The organism is Variovorax sp. OAS795 (assembly GCF_040546685.1).
GTDB lineage: Bacteria > Pseudomonadota > Gammaproteobacteria > Burkholderiales > Burkholderiaceae_C > Variovorax.
The window spans coordinates 132,367-145,770 of sequence record NZ_JBEPOH010000001.1 but is presented as its reverse complement, the minus strand read 5'-3'; the positions used below and the strand labels follow the sequence as shown (position 1 = coordinate 145,770).

13 protein-coding genes are annotated in these 13,404 nt (G+C 65.6%); 11 read left to right on the top strand and 2 right to left on the bottom strand.

The genetic code is table 11. The annotated features are described in order from the left end of the window. Positions 1-79: 79 nt before the first annotated feature. Positions 80-1,240, bottom strand: coding sequence for a magnesium transporter CorA family protein (locus ABID97_RS00725; RefSeq protein ID WP_354396678.1), 1,161 nt, complete (start codon positions 1,238-1,240; stop codon positions 80-82). A gap of 66 nt (positions 1,241-1,306) precedes the next feature. Further along, positions 1,307-2,296, bottom strand: a complete 990-nt coding sequence (gene hemB, locus ABID97_RS00720) for a porphobilinogen synthase (protein ID WP_354401633.1) — start codon at positions 2,294-2,296, stop codon at positions 1,307-1,309. A 399-nt stretch (positions 2,297-2,695) separates the two neighbouring features. Here hemB and ABID97_RS00715 point away from each other — a divergent pair, with 399 nt between their 5' ends. From ABID97_RS00715 to ABID97_RS00665, 11 genes are all read left to right on the top strand, one after another. Beyond that, entirely contained in the window at positions 2,696-3,124 is a 429-nt protein-coding gene (locus ABID97_RS00715) for a CopD family protein (protein ID WP_354396677.1), read from the top strand. Positions 3,125-3,138: 14 nt separating this feature from the next. After that, complete coding sequence (locus ABID97_RS00710; protein WP_354396676.1) at positions 3,139-4,254, top strand: VanZ family protein; 1,116 nt, start codon at positions 3,139-3,141, stop codon at positions 4,252-4,254. Between the two features lie 44 nt (positions 4,255-4,298). After that, positions 4,299-4,652, top strand: a complete 354-nt coding sequence (locus ABID97_RS00705; protein ID WP_354396675.1) for a (2Fe-2S) ferredoxin domain-containing protein — start codon at positions 4,299-4,301, stop codon at positions 4,650-4,652. Between the two features lie 72 nt (positions 4,653-4,724). After that, positions 4,725-5,363, top strand: coding sequence for an alpha/beta hydrolase (locus ABID97_RS00700; protein WP_354396674.1), 639 nt, complete (start codon positions 4,725-4,727; stop codon positions 5,361-5,363). Positions 5,364-5,405: 42 nt separating this feature from the next. Continuing rightward, positions 5,406-6,575: a D-alanyl-D-alanine carboxypeptidase family protein gene (locus ABID97_RS00695; RefSeq protein WP_354396673.1), complete on the top strand. Its 1,170-nt coding sequence runs from the start codon at positions 5,406-5,408 to the stop codon at positions 6,573-6,575. 174 nt (positions 6,576-6,749) lie between these two features. Next, a complete protein-coding gene (gene rpsL / locus ABID97_RS00690) occupies positions 6,750-7,127 on the top strand; it encodes a 30S ribosomal protein S12 (RefSeq protein WP_013543948.1) in 378 nt (125 codons plus the stop codon). Between the two features lie 153 nt (positions 7,128-7,280). Further along, positions 7,281-7,754: a 30S ribosomal protein S7 gene (gene rpsG, locus ABID97_RS00685; RefSeq protein WP_013543947.1), complete on the top strand. Its 474-nt coding sequence runs from the start codon at positions 7,281-7,283 to the stop codon at positions 7,752-7,754. A 96-nt stretch (positions 7,755-7,850) separates the two neighbouring features. Beyond that, positions 7,851-9,950 carry an elongation factor G gene (fusA, locus tag ABID97_RS00680; protein WP_055798278.1) on the top strand — a complete coding sequence of 700 codons (2,100 nt, stop codon included), beginning with the start codon at positions 7,851-7,853 and terminating at the stop codon, positions 9,948-9,950. Between the two features lie 155 nt (positions 9,951-10,105). After that, on the top strand, positions 10,106-11,299 hold the full coding sequence (tuf, locus tag ABID97_RS00675; RefSeq protein WP_012745744.1) for an elongation factor Tu: 1,194 nt from the start codon (positions 10,106-10,108) through the stop codon (positions 11,297-11,299). A gap of 22 nt (positions 11,300-11,321) precedes the next feature. Beyond that, positions 11,322-11,636: a 30S ribosomal protein S10 gene (gene rpsJ, locus ABID97_RS00670; RefSeq protein WP_007838118.1), complete on the top strand. Its 315-nt coding sequence runs from the start codon at positions 11,322-11,324 to the stop codon at positions 11,634-11,636. Positions 11,637-11,792: 156 nt separating this feature from the next. Continuing rightward, positions 11,793-13,397: a hypothetical protein gene (locus tag ABID97_RS00665; RefSeq protein WP_354396672.1), complete on the top strand. Its 1,605-nt coding sequence runs from the start codon at positions 11,793-11,795 to the stop codon at positions 13,395-13,397. The last annotated feature ends 7 nt before the right edge of the window (positions 13,398-13,404 follow it).

The window sequence follows — 13,404 nt, the reverse complement described above, 5'->3', positions numbered from 1 at the left end:
AGGCTGGCCCCGAGGGGCCGCTGGAACGGAAAAGCCACGCTCCTGCGTGGCTTTTCTATTGGGACCGGCGTTCGCGCGTTCAGCGCGTTCGCGCGAGGTAGCGCTTGCGCCAGAAGACCACCACCAGCACCAGCGCAATGACCAGCATCGCGCTCATCGCGATCCAGAATCCGTCCGCCTTGTGCACCAGCGGAATGAACTCGAAGTTCATGCCGAAGATGCCGGCAATGAGGTTGAGCGGCAGGAAGATGGCGGTCAGCGCGGTGAGCACCCGCATGATGTCGTTCGCGCGGTGGCCCTGGACGCTGAAGTGCATCTGCACCGCCGTTTCGGCGTTCTGCTCGAGCCGGCGCACGTGGTGCACCACGCGCTCGATGTGCTCCAGCACGTCGCGGCTTCGCACCATGACCAGGTCGCGCTCGCGCTGCTCGGTCTCGCCCTTGGGCGGCGGCAGGGTTTCGAGTGAATCGATCCAGTCCTGGATGGCGGCGCGCTGGTCCTGGCATATCTCGTCCAGGTGGTGCAGCGACTGGCGCGCTTCCATCAGCGCGCCCCAGTTGGTGAAGCGGCTGCGCGGATCGATCAGTTCGGTCTGCCAGTGGTCGAGCTGGCGCGTGAGTTCGCGGCGCATGTCCAGGTAGCCGTCGACGATCTGGTTGATGACGCGAAGCATCAGGTCGGCGGTGCCTGTGGGCACGCGCGCCGAGGTGGCGCGCACGTCGAGCGCCGGCGCGCCATGGCCGTCCGGCGAGCCGGCCGCGAGCAGCCGGGCCGCGAAGGCGTCGCGCACCGCGCCGTCTTCAGGGTGGACCGACAGCAGCACGCGGTCGAAGACGGCGAAGCCGACCGGACGGGTGTCGACCCGGCGCAGCACCGGCGGTCCGCGCCGGCCCGCCAGCGGTGGCTCGCCGGCGCTGGCGCCCTTGCCGTTGCCGTTGCCCGGCGCTGGTTGGCCCGGGCCGCTGGCAAGGCGCCGGAACACCAGCACGTCGTATTTGGAGGTGTAGTCGAAATGCGAAGGCAACTGGTCATTGAGCAGGTCCGCCACGTGCAGGTCGACCAGCTGGGTGAGGCAGAGCGTCTGCAGGATCTGCTGGACTTCCGGCAGCGCGGTGCGGAACTCGTCCCGCGTCAGCGAGATCCAGAGATAGCTCGGCGCGCCGCAGGCGCCCGGCACCGTGAGCGGCGCCAGCGCCGGGTGCTCGCTCACCTGCGAGCGGTTGATTTCGATGATGCGCATGGGCCTGCCTTGTTGCTCTCTGTGATTGCCGCCCGGGCTCGCGCCGCGGGTGCCCCGGGCAGCAAGCTATTGCTTCTGCAGCAGCCGTGCGGCGTCGAGTGCGAAGTAGGTGAGCACGCCATCGGCGCCGGCGCGCTTGAACGCGAGCAGGCTTTCGAGCACCACCGCGTCGTGGTCGAGCCAGCCGTTCTGTGCGGCGGCCTTGAGCATCGCGTATTCGCCGCTCACCTGGTAGGCGAAGGTGGGCACGTGGAATTCGTCCTTTACGCGGCGCACGATGTCCAGGTACGGCATGCCGGGCTTCACCATCACCATGTCGGCGCCCTCGGCAATGTCCAGGCCCACCTCGCGCAGCGCCTCGTCGCTGTTGCCGGGGTCCATCTGGTAGACCTTCTTGTTGCTCTTGCCGAGCGTCGCGGCCGAGCCCACGGCATCGCGGAATGGCCCGTAGAAGGCGCTGGCGTACTTGGCGCTGTACGCCATGATGCGGGTATGGACGTCGCCGCGCGTCTCCAGCGCGGTGCGGATGGCACCGATGCGGCCGTCCATCATGTCGCTGGGCGCCACGATGTCCACGCCGGCCTGCGACTGCGCGAGCGCCTGCTTGACCAGCACCTCCACCGTCGGGTCGTTGAGGATGTAGCCGCTGTCGTCGAGCAGGCCGTCCTGCCCGTGGCTGGTGTAGGGATCGAGCGCCACGTCGGTCATCACGCCGAGCTCCGGAAAGCGCGACTTGAGCGCGGCGACCACGCGCGGAATCAGCCCGTCGGGGTTGAAGGCCTCGTCGCCGGCCGGTGTCTTCAGCCCGGCGTCGATGACCGGGAACAGCGCCATCACGGGAATGCCGGCCGCCACGCACTGCTCCGCGACGGGCAGCAGCAGGTCGAGGCTCAGCCTGTCCACGCCCGGCATCGACGACACGGCGTCGCGCTTTTTCTCGCCTTCCTGGACGAACACGGGGTAGATCAGGTCGTGCGCCGTGAGCGCATGCTCCCTGACGAGGTTGCGGGTGAAGGCATCGCGGCGCAGGCGGCGCGGCCGGCCGGCGGGGTACATGGCGAAGGCGGAGGAGGGAGATGGCGTCATAGGCGGAAAATTGTGCCTGAAGCGCCGGCCCCGCAGCCTGCGCCAGGCACAAGAAGGTCGTCCGGAGGGCGATCCGGCATATACCTCGAAGGTTCTCTTTTTTTGCGCGAAATTGTCAAAGAAAGTGGTCGATTCGCTTGAAACCTTGTTTCGTCTTTGTTAAATTCTGCAGCGGGCGGCTTGCCGCTCCCCGCTTTTCCTCCCTGAGCGGGTGCCTTGATGTGTGACAGCAAAAGGGCTTCCCAGCCCGGCGTGCAGACGTCGGGCTTTTTTTTGCCTGCAGCGTGCAGGCGCCGGGATTTGTGCCCGCAGCGTGCGCGGCCGCAGACAAAGGCAGGAAGGGCGCGGCCGGCCACTAAACTGCCGGCCATGCTCTGGGTCAAATCTTTTCACATCGTCTTCATTGCGAGCTGGTTCGCGGGCTTGTTCTACCTGCCGCGGATCTTCGTCAACCTGGCGATGGTGCCGCCGGAGTCCGTCGCCGAACGTGAGCGCTTGCTGCTGATGGCGCGCAAGCTGCTGCGGTTCACGACCTTCCTGGCGATCCCGGCCTTGGCTTTCGGCCTCTGGCTCTGGCTGGGCTATGGCATCGGGCGCGGCCCGGGCAACGGCTGGATGCATGCCAAGCTGGCGCTGGTGCTGGCCGCCATCGGCTATCACCATGGCTGCGGCGTGCTTCTGCGGCGCTTCGTGGCTGGCGGCCAGGGGCGCAGCCACCGGTGGTACCGCTGGTTCAACGAACTGCCGGTCTTGCTGCTGCTGGGCATCGTGGTGCTGGTGGTCGTCAAGCCGTTCTGAGCCGGAAAGAAAACTTGGAGCCGCAGCACAAGACCGCCGCGCTGCCCCTGGCGCTCGCCTATGCGGCGCTGATCGTCTATGCGAGCCTCTATCCGTTTGCGGACTGGCGCGACCAGGGCATCGCCCCCTGGGCCTACCTGTCGGCACCGTGGCCCAAATACTGGACGGGCTTCGATTTCGCGATCAACGTGGGCGGCTACGTGCCCTTCGGGTTTCTCTGTGCGCTGGCCGTGCTGCGCACGCGAAGGGATGCCAGTGTCTGGCGCGCCATGCTGCGCGCAACGCTGGCCGGCGCCGCGGTGGCTTTTGCGATGGAGACGCTGCAGAGCTACCTTCCCGCACGCATTCCCTCGAACGTCGACCTGGGCCTCAATACCTCGGGCGCGCTCCTGGGCGCCATGCTGGCGGCCGGCCTGGAGCGCCTCGGCGCGGTGGCGCACTGGAGCCGCGCGCGCTCGCAGTGGTTTGTCGAAGAATCGCGCGGCGCGCTGGTGCTGCTGGCGCTGTGGCCCATCGCGCTGTTGTTTCCCGCGGCCGTGACCTTCGGGCTCGGCCAGGTGTTCGAGCGGCTCGAAGTCGCCATCTCGGAATGGTTGCTCGACACGCCCTTCATCGACTGGATGCCGCTTCGCCAGTTCGAGCTCGAACCGCTGGTGCCCGCCGTGGAGCTGCTGTGCGTGATGCTCGGGGCGCTGGTGCCGTGCCTGCTGGCCTTCCTGGTGACACGCACGGTGGCGCGGCGTGCGGTGCTGCTGCCGCTCACGCTGTTGGCCGGCATCGGGGCCTCGGCGCTGTCGGCTGCGCTGAGCTACGGCCCGGAGCATGCGTGGGCCTGGCTGGGCCTGCCGGTGCAGGTCGGCATTGCCAGCGCCCTGTTCGCGGGCGTGCTGCTGCTGGGCGCGCCGCGGCGGCTGTGCGCGGCCTTGCTGCTGGTGGGCCTGGTGATCCAGTTGAGCCTGTTGAACCAGGCGCCCGAGAGCGCGTACTTCGCGCAGACGCTGGCCACCTGGGAGCAGGGGCGCTTCATCCGCTTCCATGGGCTCGCGCAATGGCTGGGCTGGGTGTGGCCGTTCGCGGTGCTGGCCTACGTGGTGGCCGCACTGTCGCGCCGCGGACGCCCGGCCAGCTGACCCCGTCGCCCGATGGCGCAGTCGCGCCTCACTAAAATCGCCCGATGCCCAGTTCCACTCCCGCCGCGCCGCGCGGCTACTACGGCCGCCATATCTTCTTCTGCCTCAACGAGCGCAAGAACGGGGAAGACTGCTGCGCCCTGCACAACGCCCAGCAAGGCTTCGACCGCTGCAAGTCCAAGGTCAAGGAAGCGGGGCTGGCCGGCCCCGGCAAGGTGCGGGTCAACAAGGCGGGCTGCCTGGACCGGTGCGCAGGCGGGCCCGTGGCGGTCGTCTATCCCGAAGCGGTCTGGTACACCTTCGTCGATGCCGAAGACATCGACGAGATCGTCGAGTCGCACCTGAAGAACGGCAAGGTGGTCGAGCGCCTCGTGCTGCCTCCGGATGTCGGCCGCTGAACTTTTGCGGACATCCCGCGCTCGTACCGTGCACCCCGCCCGCGGCCGCCGGGCCGCTCCATTCCCAGCACCATGAACTCCCAGACCGAAAAGATCCGCCTCCAGGGCGCGGCCGGCCTCATCGAGGTCCAGCGAGACCGGCCGGCCGAGGCCGACGTCACGCGCGGCACCGCGGTCATCGCCCATCCGCATCCGCTGTTCGGCGGCACCATGGACAACAAGGTGGTGCAGACCCTGGCGCGCGCGTTCGTCGCCTGCGGCTGGACCGCGGTGCGCTTCAATTTCCGCGGTGTGGGTGCGAGCGAGGGCGTGCACGACGAGGGGCGCGGCGAACGCGAGGACATGCTGAAGGTCGTCGAACAGCTCGCCCCGGAAGGCCCGCTGGCCATTGCGGGGTTTTCGTTCGGCGCCTTCGTGGCGAGCTGCGCGGCCGAAACGCTCTGGGCTTCGCGCGACATTCGGCAGCTGGTGCTCGTCGGCACGGCCGCCTCGCGTTTTGCCGTGGCCACGCTGCCGGCCGACGCGCACGAGCGCACGCTGGTGGTCCATGGCGAGGCCGATGACACGGTGCCGCTGTCGGCCGTCATGGATTGGGCGCGGCCGCAGTCACTTCCTGTCACGGTTGTCCCCGGGGGCGGGCATTTCTTTCACGGACAATTGCCGCTGCTCAAGAGCCTGGTCGTGCGCCATCTGCGCGCGGGCATCGCATGAAAGCCCCTCGGGCTTGTTTTCGTTTTCTCCCCATCTCTCCCCATGAATCGTTTTCTTGACGCGTTTCGCGCCCTGGTGCTGACCGCCGCCGCATCGGTCTGCATGATTGCCGCCGCCCAGGTGCCGGCGCCACCGGAAGTTGCCGCGCGCAGCTACCTGCTGCTTGACGTCACGGCCAACCAGATCCTGGCCCAGAAGGACATCGACAGCCCGGTCGAGCCGGCCTCCCTCACCAAGCTGATGTCGGCCTACATCGTGTTCGACGCGCTGCGCGCCAAGAAGATCACGCTGACCCAGACCATGCCCGTCAGCCAGCGCGCCTGGAAGATGCCCGGCTCGCGCATGTTCATCGACCCGAAGATGCAGGTGCCGGTCGAAGACCTGATCAAGGGCCTCATCGTCCAGTCGGGCAATGACGCCACCGTGGCCCTGGCCGAAGGCGTGGGCGGTACGGTGGAGCATTTCGTCGAGCTCATGAACGCCCAGGCCAAGGCGCTGGGCATGAAGAACACCAGCTACAAGAACCCCGAGGGGCTCACGGCCTCCGGCCACACCACCACGGCGCGCGACCTGAGCATCCTGGCGACCCGCCTGGTGCGCGACTTCCCCGAGGAAGCCAAGTACTACGCGATCAAGAAGTACCGCTATCCCGGCACGCCGTCGACCAACGACACCAACCGCAACCTGCTGCTGTTCCGCGACCCCACGGTCGACGGCCTCAAGACCGGCCATACCGATGCGGCCGGCTACTGCATGATTGCCACCGCCAAGCGCGATTTTCCCAACCTGACCGGCGGCCGCCGCCTGCTGTCGATCGTGCTGGGCGCCTCCGGCGAGACCGTGCGCGCGAACGAATCGCAGAAGCTGCTGAACTGGGGCTACACCGCCTACGACGCCGTGCGGTTGTTCGACGCTGGCCAGCCGGCCGCCACCCCCGCGGTCTGGAAGGGCAAGGTCAACACGCTCAAGCTGGGCCGGCCCGACGCGATCGTGGTGGCGGTACCCGCCGGTACCGCCAACAAGATCAAGACCCAGGTGGCGCGGCCCGATCCGCTGGTGGCGCCGTTCACGAAGTACCAGTCCGTGGGCTCGCTCAAGGTGACCCTGGACGACCAGCCCCTGGCCGACGTTCCGCTGGTCGCGCTCGAAGGCGTCGAGCAGGCGGGCATTTTCGGCCGCGCCTGGGACGCCGTGAGGCTCTGGATCAAGTAACGCCTGCTCGCGGCAATTGCTGGCCGCGGGGCCGCCTGCTATACTCGTGGGCTTTTCGGAATTTTCCGAAGGGTTTCACGTTTTCGTTATTCCCGGCTTCCTTGTCCTTGCGTCACGTCAAGGACGAGGGCGGTTCAGAGCCAAAGGCCGGGTTGTTTTGGGACTAATTCATTCATGCCAACCATCAATCAACTGGTGCGTCAGGGTCGAACGGTCGAAAAGATCAATTCGAAGAGCCCTGCCATGCAGAACTCGCCGCAACGCCGCGGTGTCTGCACCCGCGTCTACACCACGACGCCAAAGAAGCCCAACTCGGCGCTTCGTAAAGTTGCCAAGGTCCGCCTGACCAACGGCTTCGAAGTCATTTCCTACATCGGCGGCGAAGGCCACAACCTCCAGGAACACAGCGTCGTGCTGGTTCGCGGCGGTCGTGTCAAGGACTTGCCCGGTGTTCGCTACCACATCGTGCGCGGCTCGCTCGACCTGCAAGGCGTGAAAGACCGCAAGCAGTCGCGTTCCAAGTACGGCGCGAAGCGTCCCAAGAAGGCTTAAGCCTTCCTGTTGCCAGAAACAAACAAACGGTGTTCGGTTGCCTTGGCGGGCACATCGAACGAAGTGACCCAATGTCGGGTCGAGTAAGTGAGAGTCCGGAATGGCTCTCGCGGTGCCGGAAACGGTGCCAACTGAAGCAAAGAGGTTAGTAACATGCCACGTCGTCGCGAAGTCCCCAAACGTGAAATCCTGCCGGATCCCAAGTACGGCAATGTCGAGCTGTCGAAGTTCATGAACGTGATCATGGAAGGCGGCAAGAAGGCGATCGCCGAGCGCATCATTTATGGCGCGCTCGACTTCATCGAGAAGAAGAACCCCGACAAGGACCCGCTCGAGGCCTTCACCGTTGCCATCAACAACGTGAAGCCGATGGTCGAAGTCAAGTCGCGCCGCGTCGGCGGTGCCAACTACCAGGTGCCGGTCGAAGTCCGTCCCGTCCGCCGCCTCGCCCTGTCGATGCGCTGGATCAAGGAAGCCGCCCGCAAGCGCGGCGAAAAGTCGATGGCCCTGCGCCTGGCCAACGAACTCATGGAAGCCACGGAAGGCCGTGGCGGTGCCATGAAGAAGCGCGACGAAGTGCACCGCATGGCAGAAGCCAACCGCGCTTTCAGCCACTTCCGCTTCTAAGAATCAAACTTCGCTTGGGCGTTGGGCGTTGAGCGCCGGGCGATGTCGCCCGGGCTCGAGGCCCAGCGCTCAACGCATTTAACCCGAAAGTAAATCATGTCCCGCAAGACCCCCATCGAGCGCTACCGCAACATCGGCATCTCCGCGCACATCGACGCCGGCAAGACCACGACGACCGAGCGCATCCTGTTCTACACCGGTGTGAACCACAAGATCGGTGAAGTGCACGATGGCGCCGCCACGATGGACTGGATGGAGCAAGAGCAGGAGCGTGGCATCACGATCACCTCGGCTGCGACCACCTGCTTCTGGAAGGGCATGGCCGGCAAGTTCGAAGAACACCGCATCAACATCATCGACACCCCGGGCCACGTGGACTTCACGATTGAAGTCGAGCGCTCGATGCGCGTGCTCGACGGCGCCGTCATGGTGTACGACGCGGTCGGCGGCGTGCAGCCCCAGTCGGAAACCGTCTGGCGCCAGGCCAACAAGTACAAGGTTCCGCGTCTCGCGTTCGTCAACAAGATGGACCGCACCGGCGCCGACTTCCTGCGCGTGCGCCAGATGATGGTGGACCGCCTGAAGGCCAACCCCGTCGTGATCCAGATCCCGATCGGTGCCGAAGAGCACTTCCAGGGCATCGTCGACCTCGTGAAGATGAAGGCGATCATCTGGGACGAGGACAAGGGCGTGACCTTCACCTACGGTGAAATCCCCGCGAACCTGACCGACGTCTGCAACGAATACCGCGAAAAGCTCGTCGAAGCCGCTGCCGAAGCGAGCGAAGAGCTGATGAACAAGTACCTCGAAGGCAACGAGCTGACCGAGGAAGAAATCAAGAAGGCCATCCGCCAGCGCACCATCGCGGGCGAAATCCAGCCGATGCTGTGCGGCTCGGCCTTCAAGAACAAGGGCGTGCAGGCCATGCTCGACGCCGTCATCGAATACATGCCGGCGCCGACGGACATTCCGCCGGTCAACGGCCTGGACGAAGACGAAGCGCCTGTCACCCGCAAGGCTGACGACAGCGAGAAGTTCTCGGCTCTCGCATTCAAGCTGATGACCGACCCGTTCGTGGGCCAGCTGACCTTCGTGCGCGTCTATTCGGGCGTGCTGACCAAGGGCGATAGCGTCTACAACCCGGTGCGCGGCAAGAAGGAGCGCATCGGCCGTATCGTGCAGATGCACGCCAACAACCGCGAAGAAGTGAACGAAATCCGCGCCGGCGACATCGCCGCCTGCGTGGGCCTGAAGGAAGTGACCACCGGCGAAACCCTGTGTGATCCCGCGGCCATCGTGACGCTCGAGCGCATGGTGTTCCCGGAGTCGGTGATCTCGCAGGCTGTCGAGCCCAAGACCAAGGCCGACCAGGAAAAGATGGGCATCGCCCTGCAGCGCCTCGCCCAGGAAGATCCTTCGTTCCGCGTCAAGACCGACGAGGAATCGGGCCAGACCATCATCGCCGGCATGGGCGAGCTCCACCTTGAAATCATCGTGGACCGCATGAAGCGCGAGTTCGGCGTGGAAGCCAACGTGGGCAAGCCCCAGGTTGCCTACCGCGAAACGATCCGCAAGACCGTCGAAGATGCCGAAGGCAAGTTCGTTCGCCAGTCGGGCGGCAAGGGCCAGTACGGCCACGTCATCCTGAAGCTCGAGCCGCAGGAAGCCGGCAAGGGCTTCGAGTTCGTGGACGCCATCAAGGGTGGTGTGGTTCCGCGCGAATACATCCCCGCGGTGGAAAAGGGCGTTGTCGAAGCGCTGACGCAAGGCGTGCTCGCGGGCTACCCCGTCGTCGACGTCAAGGTCACGCTGCACTTCGGTTCGTACCACGACGTGGACTCGAACGAAATGGCCTTCAAGATGGCCGCGATCTTCGGCTTCAAGGAAGGCGCCCGCAAGGCCAGCCCCGTGATCCTCGAGCCGATGATGGCCGTGGAAGTCGAAACGCCCGAAGACTACGCCGGCAACGTGATGGGCGACCTGTCCTCACGCCGCGGCATGGTGCAGGGCATGGACGACATGATCGGTGGCGGCAAGTCCATCAAGGCCGAAGTGCCGCTGTCGGAAATGTTCGGCTACTCGACCACGCTGCGCTCGATGTCGCAAGGCCGCGCCACGTACACGATGGAGTTCAAGCACTACGCCGAAGCTCCGCGCAACGTTGCCGAAGCCATCGTGGCTGCTCGCGCAAAGTAATGTCTTTGCGGGACAGACCAAGATTTGCGCAGCAAATTTGCTCTGTCCCCAACTTGTCTGCGATCCGGTGCCGCCCTGTTCCCGTGCGGGGCGAACCAGCAATCGGATGCAGACATAAAACCAATACACGGGAATGCTCTTTCAAGGATTGAAAAATGGCAAAAGGTAAATTCACCCGCACCAAGCCGCACGTGAACGTGGGCACGATCGGTCACGTCGACCACGGCAAGACCACGCTGACGGCTGCAATCGCCACGGTGCTGTCGGCCAAGTTCGGCGGCGAAGCCAAGGCCTACGACCAGATCGACGCGGCGCCCGAAGAAAAGGCCCGCGGCATCACCATCAACACCGCCCACGTCGAGTACGAGACGGCCAACCGCCACTACGCCCACGTCGACTGCCCCGGCCACGCCGACTACGTCAAGAACATGATCACCGGCGCGGCCCAGATGGACGGCGCCATTCTCGTGTGCTCGGCCGCTGACGGCCCCATGCCCCAGACCCGCGAGCACATCCTGCTGGCGCGCCAGGTGGGTGTGGGCTACATCATCGTGTTCCTGAACAAGTGCGACATGGTCGACGACGCCGAGCTGCTCGAGCTGGTCGAAATGGAAGTGCGCGAGCTGCTGGACAAGTACGAATTCCCCGGCGACGACACCCCCATCATCCACGGCTCGGCCAAGCTCGCCCTGGAAGGCGACAAGGGCAAGCTCGGTGAAGAAGCCATCATGAAGCTGGCCGAAGCGCTGGACACCTACATCCCCACGCCCGAGCGCGCCGTGGACGGCACCTTCCTGATGCCTGTGGAAGACGTGTTCTCCATCTCCGGCCGCGGCACCGTCGTGACCGGCGCCGTCGAGCGCGGCGTGATCAAGGTCGGCGAGGAAATCGAGATCGTGGGCATCCGCCCGACCGTCAAGACCACCTGCACCGGCGTGGAAATGTTCCGCAAGCTGCTCGATCAGGGCCAGGCTGGCGACAACGTCGGCGTGCTGCTGCGCGGCACCAAGCGCGAAGAAGTCGAGCGCGGCCAAGTGCTGTGCAAGCCCGGCTCGATCAAGCCGCACACGCACTTCACCGCTGAAGTCTATGTGCTGTCCAAGGACGAAGGTGGCCGTCACACGCCGTTCTTCAACAACTACCGTCCGCAGTTCTACTTCCGCACGACGGACGTGACCGGCGCGATCGAGCTGCCCAAGGACAAGGAAATGGTCATGCCTGGCGACAACGTCAGCATCACCGTGAAGCTGATCAACCCGATCGCGATGGAAGAAGGCCTGCGCTTCGCCATCCGCGAAGGCGGCCGTACCGTGGGTTCGGGCGTCGTGGCCAAGATCCTCGACATCTAAAGCCGGACGCAAAGGAATCATCATGGCTACCAAGCAAAAAATCCGCATCCGCCTGAAGGCGTTCGACTACAAGCTGATCGACCAGTCGGCAGCCGAAATCGTCGATACCGCCAAGCGCACCGGCGCGATCGTCAAGGGCCCCGTGCCCCTGCCGACCCGCATGAAGCGTTTCGACATCCTGCGTTCGCCGCACGTCAACAAGACCTCGCGCGACCAGCTCGAGATCCGCACGCACCAGCGCCTGATGGACATCGTCGACCCCACCGACAAGACCGTGGACGCGCTGATGAAGCTCGACCTGCCGGCCGGCGTGGACGTCGAAATCAAGCTGCAATAAGACGCTGCGGCCCCGCGCCGCGCTGTCGACGAAGCCCGCCTGCAGAAATGCAGGCGGGCTTTGTTTTTTGCCGCACGGATGTGGCATCCTCGCCGTGGCGCCGGCTTCACCATCCATGAAGAGGCATTCGCCGGAGTAAAACGAGGGCAGCACAGCATGAGACAAGGCATCTCTTTCGCGTCGGGTGTGATGGCATGCATCGCGGCAACGGCGCTGCTCGTCGGCTGCGGCGGCGGGGGTGGGGGCGGCGGGGGCGGTGGTGGCGGCATTCCCTTTTTGCCGGTCGCGCCGGTGACGGGGAGCCAGGTTACGCTGAGCGGCACGGCCACCTACGAGTCCGTTCCCAATCCCAACGGAACGCTGGTGTATGCCAGTGCCACACCCAGGCCGGTGCGCGGCGCGCTGCTGGAAGTGCTCGATGCAGCGAGCTCCGCGCAGCTGGCAGCGACCACCACCGACGGCAACGGCGCCTACTCGGTGTCGGTGCCCGCCAATACCGCAATCGCGGTGCGCGTCAAGGCGCAACTGGCCCGCAGCGGTCCGGGCGCAAGCTGGGATGTCACGGTGCGCGACAACACCCGATCGGGTGCGCTCTACAGCATGCAGACGCCAGCCTTTTCGTCCGGTTCGGTTGCCGCCACGGTGCGCGACGTCCATGCGCCGTCGGGCTGGGGCGGCTCCAGCTACACGGGCGACCGGGTGGCGGCACCTTTTTCCGTGCTCGACACGGTCTACAGCGCCATGCAGAAGGTGGTGTCGGTCGCCCCCGCCACGGCGTTCCCGGCGCTGCGGGTCTTCTGGAGCGTGAACAATGCGCCTTCTTCCGGCACCGTGGCGGCCGGGCAGATCGGCACGACCTTCTTCGTCAGCAGGAGCAGCGGCCGCGAAATCTACGTGCTCGGCAAGGAAGACGTGGACACCGACGAATACGACAACTCGGTCGTCGCCCACGAATGGGGGCACTACTACCAGTCGGCCTTCAGCCGCGACGACTCGGCGGGCGGCTCCCATTCGCAGAGCCAGCGCCTGGACCGCCGGCTGGCCTTCTCCGAAGGCTGGGGCAACGCCTGGTCGGGCATCGCTCTCGAGCGGCGCAACTATGTCGATTCGGGCGGTGCCCAGCAGTCGGCGGCGCAGTTCAGCATCAACATCGACCTTGCCGCCGGCGCCGCGACGACGCCCGGCTGGTTCCGCGAACCTTCGATCCAGTCGATCTTCTGGAACCTCAACCAGCAGGTCGGCTTCAAGCCGATCCACGACACGCTGACCGGCATTCTCTTCAGGAGCGGCGCGGCCGTGACGTCGATCCATCCGTTCTCGGCGGCCTTCAATGCCACCGCGCCGGCGAGCGCCTCGGCGCTGGCCAACCTGCTGGCCGCCCAGAACATCCACGCGACCGACAACGATCCCTACGGCGGCGCCGAGACCAACGACGGCGGCATCCCGGTCACGCTGCCGATGTACCGGACGGCAACCGTCGGCGGCGCCCCGGTCCAGGCCTGCGTGTCCAACTCGGCCGGCACGGACAACAAGCATGGCAGCTTCTCCTACCTTCGCTTCAACGCCCCTGCCAGCCGGAGTTACCAGATCGTCGTCAACGGAGGGCCGGCCGGCTCCAATCCCGATTTCGACATCTTCAGGGGCGGCCTGATTGCACGGGAAAGCAACACGGTCAGCCTGTCGGCCGGGGCGTACGTCCTTGCCGTATCGGACCTCAACAATTCCGGAGCGCTGACATGCTTCAACGTCTCCGTCCAGTAGCAGGAAA

Coding starts and splice junctions, on each gene's coding strand:
- hemB (WP_354401633.1), bottom strand. CDS start 2,296: ATGTACCCCGCCGGCCGGCCGCGCCGCCTGCGCCGCGATGCCTTCACC.
- ABID97_RS00665 (WP_354396672.1), top strand. CDS start 11,793: ATGAGACAAGGCATCTCTTTCGCGTCGGGTGTGATGGCATGCATCGCG.
- rpsL (WP_013543948.1), top strand. CDS start 6,750: ATGCCAACCATCAATCAACTGGTGCGTCAGGGTCGAACGGTCGAAAAG.
- fusA (WP_055798278.1), top strand. CDS start 7,851: ATGTCCCGCAAGACCCCCATCGAGCGCTACCGCAACATCGGCATCTCC.
- ABID97_RS00700 (WP_354396674.1), top strand. CDS start 4,725: ATGAACTCCCAGACCGAAAAGATCCGCCTCCAGGGCGCGGCCGGCCTC.
- ABID97_RS00695 (WP_354396673.1), top strand. CDS start 5,406: ATGAATCGTTTTCTTGACGCGTTTCGCGCCCTGGTGCTGACCGCCGCC.
- rpsJ (WP_007838118.1), top strand. CDS start 11,322: ATGGCTACCAAGCAAAAAATCCGCATCCGCCTGAAGGCGTTCGACTAC.
- ABID97_RS00705 (WP_354396675.1), top strand. CDS start 4,299: ATGCCCAGTTCCACTCCCGCCGCGCCGCGCGGCTACTACGGCCGCCAT.
- ABID97_RS00725 (WP_354396678.1), bottom strand. CDS start 1,240: ATGCGCATCATCGAAATCAACCGCTCGCAGGTGAGCGAGCACCCGGCG.
- rpsG (WP_013543947.1), top strand. CDS start 7,281: ATGCCACGTCGTCGCGAAGTCCCCAAACGTGAAATCCTGCCGGATCCC.
- tuf (WP_012745744.1), top strand. CDS start 10,106: ATGGCAAAAGGTAAATTCACCCGCACCAAGCCGCACGTGAACGTGGGC.
- ABID97_RS00715 (WP_354396677.1), top strand. CDS start 2,696: ATGCTCTGGGTCAAATCTTTTCACATCGTCTTCATTGCGAGCTGGTTC.